Origin of the sequence: Streptomyces sp. L-9-10, from assembly GCF_004151105.1 — a bacterium.
Lineage (GTDB): Bacteria > Actinomycetota > Actinomycetes > Streptomycetales > Streptomycetaceae > Streptomyces.
On the sequence record NZ_PHRF01000120.1, the window covers coordinates 76700 to 99469 of the forward strand.

21 protein-coding genes and 1 riboswitch are annotated in these 22770 nt (G+C 71.4%); of the genes, 8 read left to right on the forward strand and 13 right to left on the reverse strand.

The window, feature by feature from the left end:
* Window positions 1-48: 48 nt before the first annotated feature.
* A complete protein-coding gene (locus CU044_RS28420; RefSeq protein WP_129771623.1) occupies window positions 49-1380 on the reverse strand; it encodes an aminotransferase class I/II-fold pyridoxal phosphate-dependent enzyme in 1332 nt (443 codons plus the stop codon).
* Between the two features lie 35 nt (window positions 1381-1415).
* On the opposite strand from CU044_RS28420, the gene CU044_RS28425 reads away from it, so the two are divergent.
* Window positions 1416-2117: a pyridoxamine 5'-phosphate oxidase family protein gene (locus CU044_RS28425; RefSeq protein WP_240045895.1), complete on the forward strand. Its 702-nt coding sequence runs from the start codon at window positions 1416-1418 to the stop codon at window positions 2115-2117.
* A 100-nt stretch (window positions 2118-2217) separates the two neighbouring features.
* Here CU044_RS28425 and CU044_RS28430 read toward each other — a convergent pair whose 3' ends face one another.
* From CU044_RS28430 to CU044_RS28450, 5 genes are all read right to left on the reverse strand, one after another.
* Window positions 2218-3183 (reverse strand): EamA family transporter, encoded by a 966-nt coding sequence (locus CU044_RS28430; RefSeq protein WP_240045896.1) that lies wholly within the window; start codon window positions 3181-3183, stop codon window positions 2218-2220.
* A 185-nt stretch (window positions 3184-3368) separates the two neighbouring features.
* A complete protein-coding gene (locus CU044_RS28435) occupies window positions 3369-4352 on the reverse strand; it encodes an EamA family transporter (RefSeq protein WP_129771625.1) in 984 nt (327 codons plus the stop codon).
* Between the two features lie 106 nt (window positions 4353-4458).
* Window positions 4459-5010: a Clp protease N-terminal domain-containing protein gene (locus CU044_RS28440; protein WP_129771626.1), complete on the reverse strand. Its 552-nt coding sequence runs from the start codon at window positions 5008-5010 to the stop codon at window positions 4459-4461.
* 305 nt (window positions 5011-5315) lie between these two features.
* Window positions 5316-5942, reverse strand: a complete 627-nt coding sequence (locus CU044_RS28445) for a PadR family transcriptional regulator (protein ID WP_129771627.1) — start codon at window positions 5940-5942, stop codon at window positions 5316-5318.
* Between the two features lie 189 nt (window positions 5943-6131).
* Window positions 6132-6785, reverse strand: a complete 654-nt coding sequence (locus CU044_RS28450) for a class I SAM-dependent methyltransferase (RefSeq protein ID WP_129771628.1) — start codon at window positions 6783-6785, stop codon at window positions 6132-6134.
* A 269-nt stretch (window positions 6786-7054) separates the two neighbouring features.
* Here CU044_RS28450 and CU044_RS28455 point away from each other — a divergent pair, with 269 nt between their 5' ends.
* From CU044_RS28455 to CU044_RS28465, 3 genes are all read left to right on the forward strand, one after another.
* Window positions 7055-7429, forward strand: a complete 375-nt coding sequence (locus CU044_RS28455) for a hypothetical protein (RefSeq protein WP_129771629.1) — start codon at window positions 7055-7057, stop codon at window positions 7427-7429.
* Between the two features lie 226 nt (window positions 7430-7655).
* Window positions 7656-8273, forward strand: a complete 618-nt coding sequence (locus tag CU044_RS28460) for a hypothetical protein (RefSeq protein ID WP_240045897.1) — start codon at window positions 7656-7658, stop codon at window positions 8271-8273.
* Window positions 8274-8490: 217 nt separating this feature from the next.
* A complete protein-coding gene (locus CU044_RS28465) occupies window positions 8491-9312 on the forward strand; it encodes a PhzF family phenazine biosynthesis protein (protein ID WP_129771630.1) in 822 nt (273 codons plus the stop codon).
* A 98-nt stretch (window positions 9313-9410) separates the two neighbouring features.
* On the opposite strand, the gene CU044_RS28470 is transcribed toward CU044_RS28465, so the two are convergent.
* The gene (locus CU044_RS28470; protein ID WP_129771631.1) at window positions 9411-10211 is read right to left on the reverse strand and encodes a CPBP family intramembrane glutamic endopeptidase; all 801 of its coding nucleotides are present in this window, start codon (window positions 10209-10211) and stop codon (window positions 9411-9413) included.
* Window positions 10212-10393: 182 nt separating this feature from the next.
* Here CU044_RS28470 and CU044_RS28475 point away from each other — a divergent pair, with 182 nt between their 5' ends.
* A complete protein-coding gene (locus tag CU044_RS28475) occupies window positions 10394-12196 on the forward strand; it encodes a substrate-binding domain-containing protein (RefSeq protein ID WP_129771632.1) in 1803 nt (600 codons plus the stop codon).
* 91 nt (window positions 12197-12287) lie between these two features.
* Here CU044_RS28475 and CU044_RS28480 read toward each other — a convergent pair whose 3' ends face one another.
* The gene (locus CU044_RS28480; RefSeq protein ID WP_129771633.1) at window positions 12288-13811 is read right to left on the reverse strand and encodes a glutamate--cysteine ligase; all 1524 of its coding nucleotides are present in this window, start codon (window positions 13809-13811) and stop codon (window positions 12288-12290) included.
* A 503-nt stretch (window positions 13812-14314) separates the two neighbouring features.
* Here CU044_RS28480 and CU044_RS28485 point away from each other — a divergent pair.
* On the forward strand, window positions 14315-14923 hold the full coding sequence (locus CU044_RS28485) for a hypothetical protein (protein WP_129771634.1): 609 nt from the start codon (window positions 14315-14317) through the stop codon (window positions 14921-14923).
* A gap of 314 nt (window positions 14924-15237) precedes the next feature.
* A complete protein-coding gene (locus CU044_RS28490; RefSeq protein WP_030353035.1) occupies window positions 15238-15444 on the forward strand; it encodes a DUF5999 family protein in 207 nt (68 codons plus the stop codon).
* Window positions 15445-15575: 131 nt separating this feature from the next.
* Here the strand turns inward: CU044_RS28490 and gcvP are convergent, their stop codons facing one another.
* The gene (gene gcvP / locus CU044_RS28495) at window positions 15576-18461 is read right to left on the reverse strand and encodes an aminomethyl-transferring glycine dehydrogenase (RefSeq protein WP_129771635.1); all 2886 of its coding nucleotides are present in this window, start codon (window positions 18459-18461) and stop codon (window positions 15576-15578) included.
* 177 nt (window positions 18462-18638) lie between these two features.
* A riboswitch (glycine riboswitch) is annotated at window positions 18639-18736 on the reverse strand.
* A gap of 123 nt (window positions 18737-18859) precedes the next feature.
* On the opposite strand from gcvP, the gene CU044_RS28500 reads away from it, so the two are divergent.
* A complete protein-coding gene (locus CU044_RS28500; RefSeq protein WP_193564098.1) occupies window positions 18860-19258 on the forward strand; it encodes a PRC-barrel domain-containing protein in 399 nt (132 codons plus the stop codon).
* On the opposite strand, the gene CU044_RS28505 is transcribed toward CU044_RS28500, so the two are convergent.
* From CU044_RS28505 to CU044_RS28520, 4 genes are all read right to left on the reverse strand, one after another.
* The gene (locus tag CU044_RS28505; RefSeq protein WP_129771637.1) at window positions 19153-20706 is read right to left on the reverse strand and encodes a DNA polymerase IV; all 1554 of its coding nucleotides are present in this window, start codon (window positions 20704-20706) and stop codon (window positions 19153-19155) included. The two genes, CU044_RS28500 and CU044_RS28505, sit on opposite strands and share 106 nt — an antisense overlap.
* 47 nt (window positions 20707-20753) lie before the next feature.
* Complete coding sequence (locus CU044_RS28510) at window positions 20754-21323, reverse strand: MerR family transcriptional regulator (protein WP_129771638.1); 570 nt, start codon at window positions 21321-21323, stop codon at window positions 20754-20756.
* Between the two features lie 179 nt (window positions 21324-21502).
* A complete protein-coding gene (locus CU044_RS28515) occupies window positions 21503-21976 on the reverse strand; it encodes a bifunctional nuclease family protein (RefSeq protein ID WP_006123076.1) in 474 nt (157 codons plus the stop codon).
* 53 nt (window positions 21977-22029) lie between these two features.
* Window positions 22030-22767 (reverse strand): MerR family transcriptional regulator, encoded by a 738-nt coding sequence (locus CU044_RS28520; RefSeq protein ID WP_165371993.1) that lies wholly within the window; start codon window positions 22765-22767, stop codon window positions 22030-22032.
* Window positions 22768-22770: the final 3 nt, after the last annotated feature.

The following is a 22770-nucleotide window of genomic DNA, read 5'->3' on the forward strand; positions in this document are numbered from 1 at the left end:
CGCCCCGACCACTTCCCAGCCGTGGCCGCACGCGTCCCCGCTCGCGCCTCAGCCGTAGCTGCGCGCGGGCGCCGGGCCGGCCGCCGATGCCACCGCGTCGGCGACCGGCCCGATGTCGTCACCGGTCATCTCCGACACCGTCAGCCGTACGCCGGGCGGCGTGGCCATCCGGAAGCGCGCTCCCGGCGCGACCGCCCAGCCCGCGTGGAGCAGCCGCGCCACCGCCCCGGTCTCGTCGGCCACCGGCACCCAGACATTCATGCCGCTGCGTCCGTACGCCTCGACGCCCCGCTCCGCCAGGGCCCGTACGAGCGCGTCGCGCCGTGCGCCGTACGACCGCGCCACGGCCGGCACGTCCACGGCGCCCGAGGACCACAGCTCCACGACGGCGCGCTGGAGCAGCCGGCTGACCCAGCCGGGCCCGAGCCGCTGCCGCCCCGCCACCCGGTCCACGGTCAGGGCGTCCCCGGTGAGCACCGCGATCCGCAGATCCGGTCCGTACGCCTTCGCCGTGGAGCGTACGAACACCCAGCTGCTCGTGGTCCCGGCGAGCGGGTGCAGCGGCAGATCGACCATGCCGTGGCCGTGGTCGTCCTCGATGAGCAGCACCTCGGGACGGTCGGCGAGCAGGGCGCGCAGTTCCCTGGCGCGGGCCGCCCCCACCGAGGCGCCGGTGGGGTTCTGCGCGCGGTCGGTGACGATGACCGCGCGGACGCCGGCCCGCAGCGCCCGCGCCAGCCCGGCGGGGAGCGGTCCCTGGTCGTCGACACCCATCGGTTCGGGCCGCAGCCCGAGCGCGGGCACCAGATCCAGCAGCCCGCCCCAGCCCGGGTCCTCGACGGCGACCGCGTCACCCGGGCGCAGATGGGCCGCCAGTACGCGTTCGATCGCGTCCAGCGCTCCGGAGGTCACGGCGAGCGGTCCGGCCGGCACCCCGTCGGCGTCGAACCCCGCGCGGGCGAGCCGGGCGAACTCCGGGTCGACGGGCGCCTGTCCGTAGAGCCCCGGATGTTCCGCGTGGTGCCGCGCGGCGGCGGCGAGGGCGTCGTGCAGCGGAGGCAGCAGCGCCGGATCGGGGTTGCCCTCCGACACATCGCGTACGCCGGGGGGCGCGTCGACCCGGATCGAGCCGCGCGCCGTACTGGCGGGGCGGGCACGCACCCTGCTCCCCCGGCGTCCCGCCGTCTCGATCACCCCGCGCTCCCGCAGGCTCCGGTAGGCGGCGGCGACCGTGTTCGGATTGACGCCCAGCTCCGTCGCCAACTCCCGCATCGGCGGGAGGAGCTGGCCCGGGGCCAGCTCTCCGGAACCCACCGCGCGCTCCACGTCGGCGGAGATTTCCGCCGCGCGCCGACCCGAAACCCGATACTCTCCTAGCACAAAGAGGATTATGCACTAGTGCAATGGAGAACGCAATGCCGGAGAGCACCGCCGCCTACCAGCCCACGCCACGCACCATCCCCACCCGTTCCCGGGAGCGGGCGGCCTACGACCGCGAGCTCGTGCACGGGATACTCGACGAGGCATACGTCTGCCACCTCGGCTTCGTCCGCGACGGCGCTCCGGTCGTCCTGCCGACGCTCTACGCCCGGGTGGACGAGCGGCTGTACGTCCACGGCTCCACCGGTTCGCGTCCGCTGCGCATGACGGCGGCCGGCGGCGGTACGGAGCGCGCGGACGGCGAGAACGGGGCCGACCCCGGCCTCGCCGTCTGCCTGACCGTGACCCATGTCGACGGTCTGGTGCTGGCGCGCTCCGCCTTCCACCACTCGATCAACTACCGCTCCGTCGTGGTCCACGGCGTCGCCCGTCAGGTCACCGACCCCCAGGAACGGCGCACCGCGCTCGACGCGATCGTCGACCATGTCGTACCGGGCCGCTCCCACGACTCACGCCCGGCCAACGCCCGTGAGCTGGCCGCGACCGCCGTGATCCGGCTCGATCTCGACGAGGTCTCCGCCAAGGTCCGCACGGGCGGCCCCAACGACGATCCCGAGGACATGACGCTGCCGCACTGGGCCGGGGTCGTGCCGCTCGCCCGCGGGTACGGCGCGCCCGTCCCGTCCGACGATCTCGACCCGGCCATCGCCCTGCCGGACTATCTCTCCGTGCCCTGAAACGAACCACGGACGAGACCACGGACGGCACCGCGGACGACACCAAGAAGCCGACCAGGAACGAGACCCCGGACGGCACCGCGGAGTGCGGGCGGCGGCGTCAGACGATCGCCGCCGCCCGGCGCCGTACCGCCGCGAGCCGGGCCTCGGCCACCGCGAGACCCGTCACCGCCGCGAGCAGCAGGACCGTACCCAGCAGGGTCGCGGCGGTCAGCCGCTCACCGAGCAGAGCGACCGCGATCACCGCGGCGCTCACCGGTTCGAGCAGCATGATCACCGAGACGGTCGCGGCCCGCACCACCGCGGCCCCGGCGAAATAGAGGGCGTAGGCGAGCGCGGTCGGCACGGCCGCGACGTACACCAGCAGCCAGACCACCCGGGCCGGTTCCACGGTGTGCGGCAGCAGTCCCTCACCCCAGGCGACCGGCAGCAGCAGGACGGCACCGATGGCGAACGCCCAGGCGGTGGTGGCCATCGAGTCGCCACCGCCGCCCTCGCGCCCCAGCCACCGGGTGAGCAGGGTGATCCCCGCGTACCCGGCGGCGGACAGGATCGCGAGCGCCACACCGGCGGGGCGTACGGAGCCGCCCTCACCGCCGAGCACCAGCACTCCGAGCCCGGCGAGGGCGCCCGTCACGGCGACCAGACCGCCGACGCCCAGCCGCTCGCCCATGGTGACGCGGGCGCCGAGCGCGATGAGGACGGGACCGGCGCCGAGGGTGACGACCGTGCCGACCGCGAGACCGGTCGCCTCCACGGCGGCGAAGTAGGCGCTCTGGAAGACGGTGAGGCCGATACCGGTACCGAGGATCCGGAGCAGCCGCCGCCGACGCGGTTCCGCGGGCGCGGGCTCCCGGCGCCGCCGCAGCGCGAGCGCGCCGAGCAGCAGGACGAGACCGCCCAGGCAGCGCCAGAAGGAGAGCGCGAGGGGGCCGAGGTCGCTGACCCGGTAGACCAGCGAGGCGGCGGCGCCCGCGGTCCCCCAGGCGACCCCGGCGACGATCAGGAAGAACAGACTCCGTCCGACGGGCAGGCCGGAAGGAGCGGAGGAAACAGAAGAGGACACGTGACGTCTCCGTGTGAAGAGCGGGATGGTGTGGGTCGCTCAGCTCCGACACGCGGGCAGCGACGAACCGCTCGGGACGGACCGCCGATACGGCGTGTCCTGTCCGAGCCCGGTCTTCGTCAGCGGATGGCCGCCCGCGTTACGACGCGGGAGGCGGAAGAACGGTCAAGTGCATGATCGGCACCCTACGTCGCGGTGTGTCCGGTGGACAACCGCGCCGGGTCGCCCGCCCCCGTACCGCTCGCCATCGGCCCGGAAGGCGCCTTCGGCGTCGACGACTGGGCGATGAACGCGCCGATCAGCACCACGACGCCGCCGATGATCTGCGGCGCGGAGAGATGCTCCCGCAGCAGCACCCAGGCCAGTACGGTCGCGACGACCGCCTCCAGACACGCCACCACCCCCGCCACCTGCGGCGAGAGCCGGCGTACGGAGATCACTCCGGTCACGTACGCGAGCACAGTGGCGATCAGCACGATCCAGCCGAGCAGCAGGGCCGCGGCCACGCTCGATCCGCCCATGTCCGCGCTCCCGCCGAGCAGCGACCAGTCCATGCCCCAGGGCCGGGCGACCACCGTCAGTACGACGGCCCCGACGAGCAGTCCGTACGCGATCACGCCCAGCGGATCGGCCGCGTTCTCCCCGTCGGCGCCCTGGTCGGAGAGGACGAAGTAGCCGACCTGGCAGCAGGCGGCGGCGAGCGCGAGAAGTACGCCCACCGGGTCGAAACCCAGCCCGGCCCAGACCTCGACCACACAGGCGAGTCCGCCGACCGCGAGAACGACCCCGACCGCGGCGGCGCGGGTCACGGGCCGCCGCTGGACGAACCGCACCCAGAGGAGGACGAGCGCGGGGGCCAGATACTCGATGAGCAGCGCGACCCCGACGGGGATACGGGAGATCGCGGCGAAGTAGCAGGCCTGTACGCCCGCGACGGCCAGCAGGCCGAATCCGGCGAGCAGCACGGGCCGTTGCCGTACCAGCGCCCGATGGCGCCAGGCCACCGGAAGCATGACCAGGGCGGCGCCGGTGACCCGTAGCCACACGACATGGAGCGGGTCGAGCCCCGCCTCGATCAGTGGCTTGGCCGCCACGCCCGAACCGCCGAACGCGAACGCCGACGCCAGGGCAAGGCCCAGGCCGGCGCTCCTCCCCTGAGACATGCGCATGACGTCATCATGACAGCCGACGTCAGGAGCGTCACCTTCATGACACCTGTCGAGACAGGTGATGTCCGCCGGGACGGCATGACGCGGCGGGCCGAATCGCCCGTGGTCAGACCGACCGTGACGTACCGGACAGCCGCCCGGACAGCGACCGCGCGTCCACCCCGGCCCGTTCGAGGACATCGACCGCGCGGCACTCCCGGTCGGCGGAGAGCGCGGCGAGCAGATCGAGTCCGCCGGCCCGTGGCTCACCACGCCGCTCGGCGCGTTCCAGCGCGCCCGCCATGGCGGTGACGGCCGGGGGCGACCAGCCCGTCACCGGACGGTCCGGTACCACGGGCACGGCCCCGGAGTCCTCCACGGTTCCCTGCCAGCGCAGCCCGTAGCCGATGCTCCGCTGGACGAGATAGCCCAGCACCCGCGCCAGCTGGCGGCCGCCGCCGAACACGGCCCGTACCTCGGGGTCGGTCTCCAGCAGTGAGTGCAGCAGATGGGCGGTGTCGATCTGCCGGTCACCGTCGCGGAGCGCCCTTCTGCGCGCGCCCGAGACGACGGATGCCAGCTCCGGGGTCAGCCGGGCCTCGACATCGGCGCGTGCGGACGCGGTATCGGGTCGGTTCGGTGCGGACTGTTCCGGCACCCCCGGAGATGGGCTTTGCACCCTCTCACCCCATCAGTCCCAGGCTCCCGGAACATCCCCGGCGGGGAGCATTTCCGCGTCCCACCGGAGTTGGGCACCTCCGGACCGGTCGTCCTCCTTACGAATGAGATCGCCCCCGCATCTCCCCCGGGGAAGCGCGCCGCCTTGCTTCCGCGCGACGGACAGGGGCACGGGCGCGCGACGGACAGGGGCGCCGGGGCGGGGAATCGCCGGGCAGAGACGCGGCGGGCAGGAACACGAAGAGGCCCCGCGGCGCCTCGGGTACAGGCACGGCCGCGGGGCCTCCGCTACGCAGAGAAGCGCGCTCAGTCCTCATCGGCGAGGATCAGATAGAGCTTCTTGCGCGATTCGGTGATGACCGCCAGAGCCTTCTGACGCTGCTCGGGCGTACCGGTCTTCCAGACCTGTCCGAACGCCTCCATCAGCCCGAAGCCGGCCTGACGGATCTCGTTCATCGTGTCCCAGTCGATACCCCGGCCGGCCTCTTCCCACGGGGCCTCGGGCCCCGATTCGGCTTCCGCGCGCCCGGTCTCGGTGAGCGTGAACAGCTTCTTGCCGCCCTCGCTCTGGCTGGTGATCAGCCCCTCGTCCTCCAGCAGCTGGAGCGTCGGGTACACCGAGCCGGGGCTGGGGCGCCAGGCCCCGCCGCTGCGCTCGCCGATCTCCTGGATCATCTCGTATCCGTGCATGGGCCGGTCCTTCAGCAGGGCCAGGATCGACGCGCGCACATCACCGCGCCGCGCCCGTCCCCTGCCGCCGCCGCGCCCGCGGCCACCACCGAAGGGGCCCCCGAAGCCGGGCCCGAACGGACCGAAGGCCCCGCGCCGCCCCTCGAAGTCACCGCGGCCCGGGTGGCCGGGTCCGCAGTTGCCGGGCCCCGGACCGGGTCCGCCCCCGTGCTCGTGTCCATGGTCATGTCCATGTGAACGCATCGCTCTCACTCCCTACATCGTTGATCTGTCGCGATGCGTCAACGATATATCGGAACAGGTCGCTCGGCAAGCAGCAAGCCTGTTCGGTCTCTGTCGATCCGGCCTCTGTCCCAGGTGACCTGGTTCGCCTGCGCGACCGCGCGGCGCGGGTCGGTGTCGGTGTCGGTGTCGGTGTCGCAGCGCGGCTTCTCAGCCGACGGTGACCGGCGGTTCCGCGATGCCGATGAAGTTCCCGGCCATGGGCCGGATGCGGACCGACCACCCCTGAGCCGTGAGGTCGTCCGTGAGCGTCTGGCCGTCGTGGAACACCTTCACGATGCGGTACTGGCTGCCGTCGCCGAGCCGGCGAAGCGCGGTCGGGGTCGGCTGGTCCGCGAGGACTTCCTCGTAGGCGGCTGCGGCGGGGCCGTCGTCGATGAAGACCGCTTTGCCGCCCGGCGCGAGCGCGGTGGCGACGGTGTTCCAGAAGTCGGGCAACCGTGTCGGCGGGACGTGGGAGAGCCAGAAGGCGAAGAACACGGTGTCGTAGCGCCGTGGTGGCTGCCACTGGAACAGGTCGGCCTCAAGGAACTGGACGGTGGGGGATGCGGTGCGCGCACGGGCGAGGGCCAGCACTTCGGGTGACGCGTCGACAGCCGTCACGGACCGCGCCCGCGCGGCGAGCCTCGGGGTCCATTGGCCCGTTCCGCAGGCCAGCTCCAGCGCGTCCCCGGCGATCGGGAGGTCATCGACGGCGGCCAGTAATCGCCGCAGGTCTTCGTACTCCGCGTAGGGCCGGTCGTACTCGTCCGCGCCGGCCTTGTAGTAGGCCATTTGCTCTGCCAGGAGAGCGTCGTCGTTCATGCGGGTTCCTCTCGTCCGGGTTCGGTCGGAGCCAAGTGCGCTCGGCTCACCGGCTTGGTCGCCACTGACACTGTCGGCTTTCACCTCTGAGTAAGGTCAAGTGCCTTGAGGGCATGGGGTCGGGACCGTCAGCAGATGAAGCGGGCCGCTCCACGCGTCGACGACGGCGTGACGGTGGTCCTGTCGGCGAGGTCCAGCCGGACGGCTCGGGGCCGGATCCCTCCGAGATCGATGCCATGCCACCGAAGTTCGACCGCAAGTGAGGGATGATGAGCCGCCGTATAACTCAAGGTGTACTGATCGTCGGCTCGATCGGCGTCTTGATCAACATCGTGGACGCGATCGGGACGGGGAGCCCGGAGCCGCACGATGCCTTCGCCGCGGTGGTCGCGCTCGGTGCGGGGGCTGAACTGCTCAAAGAGCGGCGGCCCAGGGCTGCGAAGGTGTTGTATGCCGTGACGTCGGTGCTGCTGGTAGTAGCCGGATCCTTCGCGGGTGCCCCGGCGTGGGCCTCGCTCTTCAGGGGCACGGCCTATGACTGGCTCGACCTCGTACTCGGGGCGCTGGTCGTGCTTTACGTTGCCGTCGCCGCGGGTCAGCTGCTCGCGCACCTGTCCCGCAGAGCATCGAGGTCCCGGCTGTGACCACACCGGCCGGCACCGCGGATGAAGTCTGGGCGAGGGGCTCGGTGGCGGAGGCAGCAGGACGAGCGCCCCGTCGAACACCGGTGAGAACGGCCCGACTTCACTGAGACGAGCCAGTTTCCCTCCCGGCGATCCGGTTCCCACTAAGGTCATGGCTGCTCCACAGCCCGGCGCCACACGACCGTCGTGCGGCGCTTCGCCGACCCGTTGATTGGACTGGTGTGAAGTGAAGATCGTGTATCGCCATCTGCTCGGCCGTTCCTTAGTGGTGGCGCTCCGGAAGCGGCTCACCGCCGCGATGGGCGTAGTCGCACTGCTGGCGGCCGTCCTCACCGGCACGGCCGCCGGTACGGCCAGTGCGGCGCCCCAGGCGGCGCCGGTCGCCGCCGCCGAGGCGGCCCCCGGGTGGGTCTGCCCCGGTACGCCCATACCGCCGGGTTACGTGATCACCAGCCGCGCGGCGAACGGCTGCAACGGTGCCGGCTCCTGGTACATGCAGCCCGCGCAGGACGGGATCTGGATCTGTGCCACCTCGCCGATCCCTCCCGGCTACGTGCTCACGCTCCACACCGCCAACGGCTGCAACAGCAACATCGACACCTGGTTCATGCAGCTGGCCCGGGACGGCCAGTGGGTCTGTGCGGGCTCGCCGATCCCCACCGGTTACGTGCTCACCGGCTACATCAGCACGGGCTGCGGCAACATCGGCATCTGGTTCCAGCAAGTGGCCCGCGTCGGCCAGTACATCTGTCCCGGCGTGCCCGTGCCGCCCGGCTTCCGTACCGACGCCTACAACGCGAGCATGTGCGGCGGCCGCGGGGGCTGGCTCCTGCTCAGCGCCTGATCCGGACGGATCCGCCGGAGGGCACCGCGTGGTACGCGGTGCCCTCCGGCGTCGCACGCGCGGGTGGAACCCCGCCGGCCCCCGGCGACCAGGGTTCGGTGACCGGGGGTTCGGCGGCTGACGTTCGGCGGCCGAGGTTCGGCGACTGACGTTCGGCGACCCGGGTTCTCCGGGAACACGCCGCTGCCGGTCTTTCCGTACCTTCTACGCTCCGTCCATGCGTATTCGAATCGTCGACGCCTTCGCCGACCGCCCCTTCACGGGCAACCCCGCCGGGGTCCTCCTCCTGGACGCCGCCCGCTTCCCGGACGACGGCTGGCTCCAGCGGGTCGCCGCCGAGGTGAACCTGTCGGAGACCGCCTACGCCCATCCCCTGCCGCCCGGCGGCGACGCCGACTGGGCGCTGCGCTGGTTCACCCCGGCCACCGAGGTGGATCTGTGCGGCCACGCCACCCTGGCCACCGCGCATGTGCTGCGCTCCACCGGACGCGCGAGCGGCGCCCTGCGCTTCGCCACCCGCTCCGGGGTCCTCGGTGCCGTCGCGCACGAGGACGGCTCGCTCACCCTCGACTTCCCGACGTCCGCGCTGACGCCCGTACCGGTCCCGGACGGGCTCGCGGCGGCGCTGGGCGCCGAGCCGGTCGCCGTCCACGACACCTCGGAGCACATCGGCGATCTGCTGGTCGAGCTGGCCGACGAGCGGGCCGTACGCACGCTCACCCCCGACCACGCCTCGCTCGCCGCGCTCTCCCGGCGCGGTGTGATCGCCACCGCCGCCGCCGAGGACCCGGTCCGGGGCTACGACTTCGTCTCCCGCGGCTTCTTCCCCGCTGTCGGGATCGACGAGGACCCGGTGACCGGCAGCGCCCACACGGCGCTCGCCCCGTTCTGGTCGGCGCGACTGGGCCGTACCGAACTGACCGGCCTCCAGGCCTCCGCCCGTACCGGTCTCGTCCACACGTCACTGCGCGGCGAGCGGACCCTGCTCACCGGGCGTGCGGTGACGGTCATCGACGGCGAGCTGCTCAGCTCCCCCTGACAACGGCGAATGGGGCGTACGGACATCCCGTACGCCCCATCCCTCACCACCTCGTCCGCCGGACATCAACGCCCGACGCGAACCACCGCCCCGCGCGGCTACACCGTGGGCAGCCAGCCCACCTTCCCGGCCAGCAGCGCATACCCGACGAACGCCCCGATGTCGAGCAGTGTGTGGGCCACCACCAGCGGCCCGACCCGCCCCCAGCGCCGGTACAGCAGGACGAACACGACGCCCATCACCATGTTGCCGATGAAGCCGCCGATCCCCTGGTACAGGTGGTACGAGCCGCGCAGCACCGAGCTGGCCACCAGCGCGGCCATCGGCGTCCACCCCAGCTGGCCGAGTCTGCGCAGCAGATAGCCGACGACGATGACCTCCTCCAGCACGGAGTTCTGCGCCGCGGAGAGGATCAGCACCGGAAACTTCCACCACACATCCGGCAGCGATTCCGGCTCCACGGTCAGGTTGAAGCCCCCCTCCTGCATCGCCAGATAGAACGCGAGCCCGGCGCTCCCGATACCGGCCGCGATCAGTGTGCCGCGCCCCAGATCGGGCCAGGGCCGCCGGACGTCGAAGCCGATGGCGCGCAGCCCGCTGCCCTCCCGCGTCAGCAGATGCGCGACCAGCAGGACCGGCACCAGCGCCGTACAGATCCCGAAGAGCTGCCAGGTGAGGTCGAGCCACGGCCGGCCGGGGGCCGCCGATGTGTTGAGCTTCGCCGCCTGGTCGCTCAGCGCCTCCGGTCTGGTCAGCGAGCCGATGAAGCTGATCAGCGCCGACACTCCGCTCGCGCCGAGCGAGAGCGCCAGTACGAGTACGGTCTCGGACCGCAACGTCCCGCGTGAGATGGCCTCCCGGGAATGGGAACCGTCCTCCAGGCCCGCCTCCGCCTGCACACCTGCCTCCAGTTGGGTAATCCCGCCTCATGCCCCACGCGGTGCCGCTAGGGTCTCGAATGCAGGTACGAAGATCGCGCGCGACAGGCCGGGGGAGCAATTCGCCGTTCGCGTGGCGAGGCTCGTTCTCGTCCACTCTTCCAGCCCTTGTACACCCTTCATGAAGGAGGGGCGCCACCGTCATGGGACGTCACAGCTTGCCCGATGCGAAGGCGACCGGCACGGGCAGGGCCCGTTCACCGCGCCGTCGCACCGTCTCCATCGCCACCGGGCTGGTCCTGGCCGTGGCGGCGGGGACGGGGGTGGTGGCACAGAGCGGTCTCCTCTCCTTCGCGGACCCCTGCGCGGACGCCCCGGTACGGCTGGACCTGGCGGCCTCCCCCGATATCGCCCCCGCGCTGCGCGCCATCGCGGACCGCGCGCGGCAGGACCGGGTGACGACCGACGGCCACTGTCTCGACGTACGGGTCGAGGCACGCGAGAACTACCAGGTCGCCGCCGCGCTCGCCGACGGCTCCGGGCCACCCGGCTACCAGGTGTGGGTGCCCGACTCCGACGTCTGGGTGGAGCGCGCCAAGGGACTGGGCGACGGCATCTCACTGACCCCGGCCGGTACGGTCGCCCTCTCTCCGGTGACACTGGCCACCGTGCCCACGGCCGCGCGTGCCCTGGGCTGGCCCCGCGAGCGCTATACATGGGCCGAACTGGCCGCGACCGCGACCGGCGACGACGGGCTGCTGCTCGGCTCGGGCGACCCCGCCCGCAGTGCCACGGGACTGCTCGCGCTCAGCAGCATCGCCGAGTCCTCGCGGCAGGAGGGCGCCGACGGCGACACCCGTACCGCCGCCACCGCCGAACTCCTCACACAACGCGTCTCCGACACCGACACGCGGGTGCTGGAGACGCTGGCGCGCGACGACTCAGGCGCGGAGAAGGGCAATCCCCGCCGCAATGAGGCGGTGCTGCTCTCCGAACAGGCCGCGTTCACCCACAACTCGGAAGGCAACGGCTCCGCGGGCCTCCAGCTCTTCTATCCCACGGACGGCGCGCCCGTACTCGACTACCCGTACAGCATCGTCGATGAGACGGAGCTGACCACCGACCAGAGCCGCGCCGCCATGCGGTTCATGGCGCTGCTCGGCGACGAGGCCGCGTACCGCACGCTCCGGGAGCACGGCTTCCGGGTGGCGGACACGGCGCTGGACTCCGCCCTGGTGCGTACGGCGGGCGGCCTCGCGCCCCAGCCGTACGACGGGAAGGACGCGGGACCGCCGTCCTCGGAGGCACTTCAGCGAGCGCTCGGCCTGTGGACGGTGACGGTGCAGAGCGCGCGGCTGACGACGGTCGTGGACACCTCCGGTTCCATGGCGGCGGCCGTGCCCGGCCGGGACGGCCAGAGCCGGATGGATGTCACGAAAGCCTCGCTGCTCCGGGCTCTCGCGGGGTTCACCCCCGAGGACGAGATCGGTCTGTGGGAGTTCTCCACCCGGCTGGACGGTGCCAAGGACTACCGCGAGCTGGAGCGAACGGCCCGGCTGGGCAAACCGGTGAAGGACGGCGGCACCCACCGGGACCGGCTCTCGGACGCCTTCACCGCGCTCAGGCCCGTGCCGGGCGGCGACACCGGCCTGTACGACACGACGCTGGCCGCCTACCGGGAAGCCGTGGCCACATTCGTCGGCGGGAAGTTCAACGCGCTCGTCATCCTCACCGACGGCTCCAACAAGGACGACGACTCGATCTCACGGGCCGAACTGATCAAACGGCTGAAGACCGTCGTGGACCCCCGCCGCCCGGTGCCGCTGATCGCGATCGCGGTGGGCCCCGACGCCGACCGGAACGAGGTCGACACGATCGCCAGGGCCACCGGGGGCGCGGGCTACGAGGTGAGCGATCCCGCCGAGATCCAGACCGTGATGCTCCGGGCGGTCATGCTGTCGGCCGGACTGACCGGCCCCGACACGACGGCGGCCGACCGCCGCTGAGCACGGCTCGCGGGCGGGCCGTGCTCAGCGGTGCACGGCCCGCCGACGGGGCGGCGGGCCGTACGCGGCACGGCCCGGCCGGCCCCGTCGCTCAGCCGATCCCGTCTCCGGAGGGCCCCGGGAACCCCAGTGGCCAGCTGTGCACCGGCTCGCCCTGGTGCATCAGCTCGCAGTAGCGGCGGGTCATGGCCGCCAGCGCGGCGTCCCGCTCAAGACCGGCCTCCAGCGCCCGGTGGAAGGTGTCCACCTGCCACGCGGCCCCGTTCATCCGCCGCTTGCAGCGCTCCTCGATCACCCCGAGATAGAAGTCGCGGTCGGCCGGCTCGATCTGCCACGCGTCCAGACCGGCGGCGGCGAGCGGCAGCAGCTCGTCGCGTACGAGCTTCACCACCGGCACGGTCGTCAGACCGGTGGCCCGGCCGGGGCGCGGCCAGCGCAGCTCCGCGTCGATGCCATGGCGGCAGGCGAGGTCGAAGTTGGCCGCCGCGTCGGCGAAGGACAGCCGGCTCCAGACCGGTCTGGCGTCCTCGGCGAGCGCGCGCACCAGCCCGTAGTAGAAGGCGGTGTTGGCGATCACGTCGGTGACGGTGGGGCCCGCGGGCAGGACGCGGTTCTCCACCCGCAGATGCGGTACGCCGTCGGCGACCTCGTAGACCGGCCGGTTCCAGCGGTAGACCGTGCCATTGTGCAGCGCGAGTTCCTGGAGCTCCGGCACTCCGCCGCCGTCGAGCACCCGCAACGGGTCCTCGTCGTCGCAGATCGGCAGCAGCGGCGGGAAGTAGCGCAGATTCTCCTCGAAGAGGTCATACGCGGATTCGATCCAGCGCTCCCCGAACCAGGTTCTGGGGCGCACCCCCTGGGCCTTCAGCTCCGGCGGCCGGGTGTCGGTGGCCTGTTCGAAGAGCGGCGGCCTGGACTCCCGCCACAGCTCCCGGCCGAACAGGAACGGCGCATTGGCACCGAGTGCCACCTGCACCGATGCCATCGCCTGGGCGGCGTTCCACACATCGGCGAACCGGTCGGGCGTCACCTGGAGATGGAGCTGTACGGAGGTGCAGGCGGCCTCGGGAGTGATCGAAGACGAGGTGCACGTAAGCCGCTCGACCCCTTCGATGTCGAGGGTGAAATCCTCGCCCCTGGCCGCCAGCATCTGTTCGTTGAGCAGGGTGTAGCGGTCGACGTCGGAGAGATTCGCGGACACCACGTCATGCCGGGTGAGGGTCGGGAGAATTCCGATCATCACGATCCCCGCGTCCACCTCACTCGCTTTGCGGTGGGCATATCCGAGGCCGGTACGGAGTTCCTCGGCAAGCTGGTCGAGAACCCGTCCGCCCAGCCGGTGCGGAGCCACGTTCACTTCCATGTTGAACATTCCGAGTTCGGTCTGGAAATCACCGCTCGCGATACGCTTCAGCACCTCGGCATTCATCATCCGGGGCATCCCGTCGGACCCCGCGAGATTCAGCTCGATCTCCAGACCCATCAGATTCTTGGGTCGGTCGAACCCCTCCTCCGCCAGGAGCCGCCCCAGCACCGCCAGGCACTGCTGCAGCTTTCTGCGGTATTTCTGCCGATCGGACAGTCCGGAACCGCCCGCCTCGACCTTCTCACCCATCGAAGTGTCCCTCCTCGATCGAGTGGGCAGCCCGCGGCACCGGGCGCTCGCGTCACGATCGATAATGCCCACACGGAGTGATCCGTAACGTCCCACCGACGCCGCGTACCGGGTACAGTGTGGACATCGGTCGTGCGGCACATTCCTATGGCATGGCGTGGTGTTCTGTATCCACTGCCCGACCGGCCGCGAAAAACGCCGACGAGTTTCGGCCGTCCGCGGCGGATCAAACGCCCCAGGCCAGACGCCTGCGTTCCGCGCTTATCAGCAGAAACTACGCAGGAGATGGACTTAATAGTGCCTTGTCCGCAATATGCAGGACAGCTAGCAGAAACATGACACGAACACGTGTCGTATAAACTCCCGTATACGAGGCAGAGAGTCGGCATCGGCCGTACAGCCATGCGCCCACCTCTGACCCCGCATGCTGACAGCGACGTCCGCACCCGCCCATGCTCCACCTCACGCGTCACCCCTGTCTCCTGAGTGAGAGGCAACCCACCATGCCGCTGCATGTTCCCCCGGCCCCCGCGCCCGCCCTGCGCAGCGTTCTCGCGGCACTCGGTTCCCCTACCGCCGTGCGCGATGCCCGCACCCCCGCCCTGCAGTCCGTCAAGGGACCCCTGAGTCCAGAACTCCCGCTGCCCGTCCATGTGCTCGACCATGTCAGCCCGGCAGCCCGGGCGACCGCTCCGGCGGGACGTACGCCACGCACCAGGCTGGCCGGCTGGCGCTTCCTGATCCGCAGCGGTGACCACGCCGTCGCGGCGGCGGACACGATGCTCACCGCGGACGGCTGGGCCTTCTCGCGCTTCTTCGAGGGGCCGTACGTGACCGCGACGGAGCGGGCCGTACGGCAGGCGGAGTCCCTGGGAATCGCGTACCAGCCCCGGCTGCTCTCGGTGCCCGAGCTCTACATGCTGACGCTCTGGCTGCACGGGGACACGGAAGCGGACGCTTCGACGGGGGCCCCCGCGCCGGCCGACATCCTGGTGCCTCTCGCGCCGGCCCCGCCGGGCATCGCGGCCCACCGTCCGCACCGCGTCGCCGAGTTGCTGCCCATGATCGGACTGCGGCTCGCGCCCGCGCCTCTCCTGCGTACGCCGGCCTGAAACCGGGGCGCGGGCAGCGCGCCCGCGTCGCGCACTCCTCCCGTACCCCGCGGCCGCTATGGTCGCGGGGTACCTTTCTGCTCATCCGGGCTAGCCCGGTCCGGCCACCCCGAACCACCCGAAAAGACAGTCAAGTTGAACTGAACCGTCCGGCTGGGTGACACGTCCTTAAGCAGAAGGAAGCGCTGTCGCGAAATCCCTGCGGATTGCCGTCCGTAGGGCAACACTAGGACTGGACCAGACGAAAACGGGGGGCGGCCTTGACCGAATCGAGCCGCAGGACACTCACTACGACACCGCGAAAGAACTCGCCCATGTGCCAGCACCAACCAGCCTGTCCCACAGCCGACTCCGCCGACCGCGACGCCGCCCGACTGATGGCTCACCATCCGGAGCAGGGCTGGAGTCTGCTGTGCAACGGCGTTCTGCTCTTCGAAGACACCGGTGAGCTGCTGCCCGACGGGAAGATCATCGCCCCGCACCGGCCGCTGCGGACCGAACAGGTGGTGACGGCGGCCTGATGCCGCCCGGTGGCGTCCGAACGCCGCCGGAATGACTGGGGCCGGCCCGGAGACCTTCCTCCGCACCGGCCCCGACGCATGTCCGGCCCCGCGAGCCGACTGCTCCGTGTCTGTCCGACAGGGCCCGGCCGTCAGTTGTCGTACGCGTCCAACGGCGGGCAGGAGCAGACCAGATTGCGGTCCCCGAAGGCACCGTCGATACGGCGCACCGGCGGCCAGTACTTGTCCGCCGCCGAGACCCCGGCGGGGAAGACCGCCTCGTCGCGGCTGTACGCGTGCTCCCACGCTCCGCCCAGCGCGGCGGCCGTGTGCGGGGCGTTGCACAGCGGGTTGTCGTCCGCGGACCACTCACCCGACGCGACCTTCTCGATCTCCGCGCGAATCGCGATCATCGCCTCGCAGAAGCGGTCGATCTCGGTCAGGTCCTCGCTCTCGGTGGGCTCGATCATCAGCGTCCCCGCCACCGGGAACGACATCGTCGGCGCGTGGAAGCCGTAGTCGATCAGCCGCTTCGCGATGTCGTCGACGCTGACGCCGGTCGCCTTGGAGAGCGGCCGCAGATCCACGATGCACTCGTGGGCCACCAGTCCGTTCGGACCGGTGTAGAGCACCGGGTAGTGCGGCTCCAGGCGCTTGGCGATGTAGTTGGCGGCGAGCACGGCCACCTGCGTCGCGCGCTTGAGGCCCTCGCCGCCCATCAGCCGCACATACGCCCAGGAGATCGGCAGAATACCGGCCGAGCCCCACGGAGCCGCCGAGATCGGTCCGACGCCCGTCCCGGGCCCGGCCGCCGGCTGGAGCGGGTGGTTGGGCAGATACGGGGCGAGGTGGGCCCGTACCCCGACCGGGCCGACGCCGGGACCGCCGCCGCCGTGCGGGATGCAGAACGTCTTGTGCAGATTCAGATGCGACACGTCGGAACCGAACCTGCCCGGCTTCGCCAGCCCCACCAGCGCGTTGAGGTTCGCGCCGTCGACGTACACCTGGCCGCCCGCGTCGTGCACGGCCGCGCAGATGTCACCGATGTGCTCCTCGAACACCCCGTGCGTGGACGGGTAGGTGACCATCAGGACGGCCAACTCGGCGCCGTGCCGGGCGATCTTGGCGTGCAGGTCCTCGACGTCGACATCGCCGTCCTCACGGGTCTTGACGACGACGACCTTCATGCCGGCCATCACCGCGCTCGCCGCGTTCGTGCCGTGCGCGGAGGAGGGGATGAGACAGACGGTACGTCCGGTGTCGCCGTTGGCCCGGTGGTACGCCCGTACCGCCAGCAGGCCCGCCAGCTCGCCCTGCGAACCGGCGTTGGGCTGGAGGGAGACCGCGTCGTAGCCGGTGACCTCGGCGAGCCGCTCCTCCAGCTCCCTGATCAGCGTCAGATAGCCCTGCGCCTGGTCGGCCGGCGCGAAGGGGTGCAGCGCGCCGAACTCGGGCCAGGTGACCGGCTCCATCTCGGTCGTCGCGTTCAGCTTCATCGTGCAGGAACCGAGCGGGATCATGCCGCGGTCCAGCGCGTAGTCGCGGTCCGCGAGCCGGCGCAGGTAGCGCAGCATCGCGGTCTCGGAGCGGTACTGGTGGAAGACGGGGTGCGTCAGATAGTCGTCGGTCCGCAGCAGCCCGTCGGGCAGCGCCTCCCCGGTGGCCTCGTCCAGCGCCTCGATGTCCCCGCTCACGCCGAAGGCGGTCCACACGGCGGCCAGTTGCGTACGGCCGGTGGTCTCGTCGCAGGCGATGGAGACATGATCGGCGTCGGCCAGGTGGAGGTTGACCCCGCCCTCACGGGCGGCGGCCACCATCTCGGCGGCGCGGCCCGGGACGCGTACGGTCAGCGTGTCGAAGTACGCGCCGTGCACGATCTCGACGCCGCCGGCGCGCAGCCCCTCGGCGAGCAGCGTGGCGTAGCGGTGGGTGCGGCGCGCGATGGACCGCAGCCCCTCGGGGCCGTGGTACACCGCGTACATCCCGGCCATGACGGCGAGCAGCACCTGCGCGGTGCAGATGTTGCTGGTGGCCTTCTCGCGGCGGATGTGCTGCTCGCGGGTCTGGAGCGCCAGCCGGTACGCCTTGTTGCCGTCGGCGTCCACGGAAACCCCGACGAGCCGGCCCGGCAGGCTGCGCGCGAACTTCTCGCGTACGGCCATGAATCCGGCGTGCGGTCCGCCGAAGCCCATCGGGACCCCGAAGCGCTGGGTGGTGCCGACCGCGATGTCGGCGCCCAGCTCACCCGGTGAGGTGAGGAGCGTCAGCGCGAGCAGATCGGCGGCGACGGTGACGATCGCGCCGAGGCCGTGCGCCTGCTCGACGACGGGCCTGATGTCCCGTACGGCCCCCGAGGCGCCCGGGTACTGGAGCAGCACACCGAAGACCCCGCGCTCGGCCACCTCGGCCGGGATGCCCTCGCTCAGGTCCGCGACGACGACCTCGACACCGGTCGGCTCGGCGCGGGTCTCGATCACGGCGATGGTCTGCGGCAGGGCGTCGGCGTCCACCAGGAAGACGCCGCCCTTGACCTTGCCGACCCGGCGGGCGAGCGCCATGGCCTCCGCCGCCGCGGTGCCCTCGTCCAGCAGCGAGGCGCCCGAGGTCGGCAGACCCGTCAGCTCGGCCACGACCGTCTGGAAGTTGAGCAGCGCCTCGAGCCGGCCCTGGGAGATCTCCGGCTGGTACGGCGTGTACGCGGTGTACCAGGCCGGGTTCTCCATGACGTTGCGCAGGATCACCGACGGCGTGTACGTGCCGTAGTAGCCGAGCCCGATCATCGGCGCGAGCACCTGGTTGCGGTCCGCGAGGGAGCGCAGCTCCGCCAGTACCTCGGCCTCGGTGCGCGCTCCGGGAAGCCGCAGCGCTTCCGTGCTCTTGATGACGTCCGGCACCGCGGCAGCGGTCAGCTCGTCGAGCGAGCCGTAGCCGACCTGCGCCAGCATCTTCGCCTGCGCCGACGCGTCGGGCCCGATGTGGCGCTGCTCGAAGGGGGTGCCTCGCTCCAGCTGGGAGAGCGGAATACGGTTGACGGTCATTGCGGAGGCCTCCTGGTCGACGCGACCTGTGAAGGGCACCGAGACACGGGTGCCCGAACGGCCTCCCCCTCTGTCATCTCGACCTGAGAGCTTCACCGGCCCGCCCGGAGGCAGCCCGGCTTTCACCGTCGGTGAGAGCGGGTGCCGTCCGACGCCCGCCCTGCTTTCCAGAGTGACCTCGTCCGTGCGGTACGGGGGCCTGAGAGATTCCGGGGAGGATTTGCTCCTTCGGCGCCTCCGGCCTTCTCTCCGGAGGACTCTCCCGCACGGGGTCAGCAGCCGCTTGCCAGCCTACCAGCGCGGCCTTCGGCACAACTTTCGAGTGGCCGACGTCCGAGTTCTGCACTTTTGTAGTATTCACAAGCAGTTGCGAGCAGTTGCGACCAGTTGGAGGGACCGTGGAGACCGACATTGATCCGCGCAGTCTGATAGGCCGCAAGGCGTTCGACCGCAACGGCCATAAGCTCGGGACTGTGGACGAGGTGTATCTCGACGACGCCACCGGAATCCCCGAGTGGGCCGCCGTCCGTACCGGACTCTTCAGCCGTGACGCCTTCGTTCCCCTCGCCCCCAGCACCCTGGCCCAGGACGGGCTGCGGATCCCGTTCGAGCGGGCGCTGATCCGGGACGCCCCCGATTTCGGTGTCGGCCGGCATCTCTCCCCCGACCAGGAACTCCAGCTGTACCACCACTACGGCCTGGCCCTCCCGGACCCCGAGTCACCCGAACGGCCCGCGTCGCTGTCCGACCGTGACTCCGAACGCGACTTCGGACGGCTGGCCGGCCAGGACGACTGACCCGCCACCGCCGGCACCAGGGGCAGCGGCTCGGACAGCTCCAGATCGGGGTCGTCGGCCCAGAAGGTCCGCACCCGTCCCGGCGCGGACCCGGGCTCCTCGAACCGTACGGTGACCCTCCGCACCCCGCTGCCCTGCACCCACCCCGCACCGAACTCCCGATGGCGTACGTCGTGTCCCGCCGGGAAACGCCGCTCGGCGGGCGCTTCCGGTACCTCCACGGGCCCGCCGCCGCTCCCGGCCCCTCCGGGCACCGCCGTCCCGACGCCGACCACCCCTCCCGAGGCCGCGCCCGCGGTCCCCGCCGCGCCCGCGCCCACCGGCTCGCGCTCCCGCTCGTCCGCCGGCGCGTGCGGGGCGGCGGCGGACTCTTCGGCCGCCGCCTGGGCGAAGAGGTCCTCCTGCGTGAAGTCCGCGAGCCCGGTCACCCCCACCCCGAGCAGCCGCACCCCGCCCGTGGTGTCCACGGACTCCAGCAGCCGCCCGGCGGCCTCCCGCACCACTCCCGGGTCGTCCGTGGGCCCGCGCAGGGTCTCCGAGCGGGTCAGGGTCGAGAAGTCGTACCGCCGCACCTTGAGGACGACGGTCCGCCCCGAACGTCCGGCCGCCCGCAGCCGCTCGACGCACCGGTCGGCGAGCCGGTCCACTTCCGTGCGCACCCGGACCCGGTCGTGCAGATCGACATCGAAGGTGTCCTCGACCGACACGGACTTGGCATCGCGCTCGGACACCACGGCCCGGTCGTCACGTCCCAGCGCCATCCGGTACAGCGAGGCGCCGTGTGCCTTCCCCAGCAGCCGTACGAGCTCGTCCTCGCCCGCCTCGGCCAGCTCGGCGACCGTGGTCATGCCCGCGCGGCGCAGATGATCCCCGGTCGCGGGCCCGACCCCGGGCAGCGTGCGCACCGGCATGGGTCCCAGCAGCGCGCGCTCCGTACCGGGCTCTATGAGCACGAGGCCGTCCGGCTTGGCCTGCTCGGAGCCGATCTTCGCCAGCATCTTGGACCCCGCCAGCCCCACCGAACCGCTGAGCCCCGTCACCGCCCTGATGTCCCTGCGCAGCCGCTCACCCGCCGCCAGCGCCGAGGCCGTGTCATCGGCCGAGCCGCCCGCCTCCAGATCCACGAACGCCTCGTCCAGGCTCAGCGGCTCCACCAGCGGCGAGAGCCTCCCCAGCAGCTCCATGACCTGCTCGCTGACCGCGCGGTAGAGCGCGAAGCGCGGCACGAGATAGGCGGCGTTCGGCGCCAGACGCCTCGCCTGGGCCATCGGCATCGCCGAGTGCACCCCGAAGCGTCTCGCCTCGTACGAGGCCGTGGAGACCACCCCACGCGGCCCCAGACCGCCGACCACCACCGGCTTTCCGCGCAGACTCGGCTTCGCCGCCTGCTCGGCGGCGGCGAAGAAGGCATCCATGTCCAGATGCAGGATCGTCGGCGCGGATCTCACACCACCGATGTTCCCTCACGCCACTGACAATCGGCCGGAGACGCGGGTCAGACAGCCCGGTCCCGCCGCCGTCTCGCCAGTTCATCGGCGGGGTTGTTGCCGATCAGTGTCTCGCCGGTGTCGATCCGCTCCCCATGGAGCTGGGACAGCGCGGCCTCGACATCCCGCCACACCACACCGACCGCGATCCCGAAGACCCCCTGGCCCCCCTGGAGCAGGCTCACGACCTCGTCGGGCGAGGAGCACTCGTAGACGGTCGCGCCGTCGCTCATGAGCGTCACCCGGTCCAGATCCTGGAAGCCGCCCGCCCGCAGATGCTGGACCGCCGCCCTGATGTTCTGCAGAGCGACCCCGGTGTCCAGGAACCGCTTCACGATCTTGAGGACGACCACGTCCCGGAAGCTGTAGAGCCGCTGGGTGCCCGACCCGTACGCCGGGCGGACACTCGGCTCGACGAGTCCCGTGCGTGCCCAGTAGTCCAACTGGCGGTACGTGATCCCCGCCGCCGCGCACGCGGTCGGACCCCGGTATCCGACCGTCTCCGCACCGGGGTCGGGGGTACTGCCGTGAAGCGGATACGGACCGCCCGCCGCCGTACTGTCGCCGCTGCTTCTCACGCCGACCCTCCGTCCTTGACCTGCCCTGTCGAAGGTAGGCAGTAGCCCGGGGTGCGTCAACGATCGCCACACTCGCCACGCCGAGTGATAATCACCCTGAGTGTGGTTTCCCGTGCCCCTTTTCGGGGAAGGGGTGACCGAATGCGCTGACAGAGCCCGGCGCAGCGCTCACCGGCCGCTCACTGGCTGTTGGTCCCGAAGTCCTCCGGAGAGATCTGGTCGAGAAACTCGCGGAACTTCTCCACCTCGTCCTCCTGCTCGTCCGGGATGGCGATGCCGGCATCGTCCAGAACCCCGTCACTGCCATAGATCGGCGTGCCCGTGCGCAGCGCGAGCGCTATGGCATCGGACGGCCTGGCGCTCACCTCGACCCCGCTCGCGAAGACCAGCTCCGCATAGAAGACCCCTTCACGAAGGTCCGTGATCCGGACCTCGGTGAGCTCCTGGCCCACCGCTTCCAGCACGTCCTTGAAGAGGTCATGGGTCAGCGGCCGGGCCGGGGCCATGCCCTGCTGGGCGAAGGCAATGGCGGTCGCCTCCCCCGGTCCGATCCAAATGGGGAGGTACCGGTCGCCTCCCACTTCACGCAGGAGCACGATCGGTTGGTTGGAGGGCATTTCCACCCGGACACCCACAACGTCGAGCTCGTTCACACAGCAACCCTAGGACGTGCCCGGCAGGTTTGGGTAGTCGGACTCCCCCATGATCAGTCCGGCAGGACCCCGAGGGCGGTCCGGACCAGAGCCGCGTGAAGGCGTGTGGAGAGCGCGGCCAGCTCCTTGGTGGTCGCCTCGGCATGGGCCCTGGTCTGCGGGTTACGGTGCCGGCGCAGCGGCGACACGACCTGTTCGACCAGTCCGGCCTCGCGTTCCGCGGCCGCCTTCATGACCCGCAGATGCCGGGGCTCCAGACCGAATCGTCCGAGATCCGAGACGAGCCGGGCCACGGTGACGGCCCCGGCGTCGTAGCCGCCGTCCGGCAACGGCGTGATGAGACCGTACGATTCCCACTCGTCGAGCAGACTCTCACCGACCCCGGCGGCGGCCAGCAGCTCGTCACGGCCGATTCGCGCGGCGGTCCGAACCCCGGACTCCGCCTCCGGGACGGCGCTCAGCGGCCCGCGCTGCGGGCTCGGCAGCTGGACATGCTCGCCGCGCCCCAGGGCGTCCAGCTGCTCCCTGATGACCTTCAGGGGCAGATAGTGGTCCCGCTGCATCCGCAGCACCCGGGCAAGCCGCTCGACATCCCCGTCACTGAACTTCCGGTAACCGGAGGGTGTCCTGTCCGGCTCGACCAGGCCCTCCGCCTCCAGGAACCGGATCTTGGAGATGGAGATGCCGGGAAACTCGTCCCGCAGCCGGGCGAGCACCGCGCCGATGCTCAGCAGCGGCCCGCCCGTGGGGGCGGTACCGGATCCGGCACCGCCCTTCGGTGTGCGCAGCATGGA

Bases quoted from the DNA above. Each gene is read 5' to 3' on its own strand.
- CU044_RS28425 (WP_240045895.1), top strand. From the start codon at position 1,416: ATGCCGGAGAGCACCGCCGCCTACCAGCCCACGCCACGCACCATCCCC.
- CU044_RS28465 (WP_129771630.1), top strand. From the start codon at position 8,491: ATGCGTATTCGAATCGTCGACGCCTTCGCCGACCGCCCCTTCACGGGC.
- CU044_RS28450 (WP_129771628.1), bottom strand. From the start codon at position 6,785: ATGAACGACGACGCTCTCCTGGCAGAGCAAATGGCCTACTACAAGGCC.
- CU044_RS28490 (WP_030353035.1), top strand. From the start codon at position 15,238: ATGTGCCAGCACCAACCAGCCTGTCCCACAGCCGACTCCGCCGACCGC.
- CU044_RS28480 (WP_129771633.1), bottom strand. From the start codon at position 13,811: ATGGGTGAGAAGGTCGAGGCGGGCGGTTCCGGACTGTCCGATCGGCAG.
- CU044_RS28485 (WP_129771634.1), top strand. From the start codon at position 14,315: ATGCCGCTGCATGTTCCCCCGGCCCCCGCGCCCGCCCTGCGCAGCGTT.
- CU044_RS28520 (WP_165371993.1), bottom strand. From the start codon at position 22,767: ATGCTGCGCACACCGAAGGGCGGTGCCGGATCCGGTACCGCCCCCACG.
- gcvP (WP_129771635.1), bottom strand. From the start codon at position 18,461: ATGACCGTCAACCGTATTCCGCTCTCCCAGCTGGAGCGAGGCACCCCC.
- CU044_RS28445 (WP_129771627.1), bottom strand. From the start codon at position 5,942: ATGCGTTCACATGGACATGACCATGGACACGAGCACGGGGGCGGACCC.
- CU044_RS28435 (WP_129771625.1), bottom strand. From the start codon at position 4,352: ATGCGCATGTCTCAGGGGAGGAGCGCCGGCCTGGGCCTTGCCCTGGCG.
- CU044_RS28455 (WP_129771629.1), top strand. From the start codon at position 7,055: ATGAGCCGCCGTATAACTCAAGGTGTACTGATCGTCGGCTCGATCGGC.
- CU044_RS28475 (WP_129771632.1), top strand. From the start codon at position 10,394: ATGGGACGTCACAGCTTGCCCGATGCGAAGGCGACCGGCACGGGCAGG.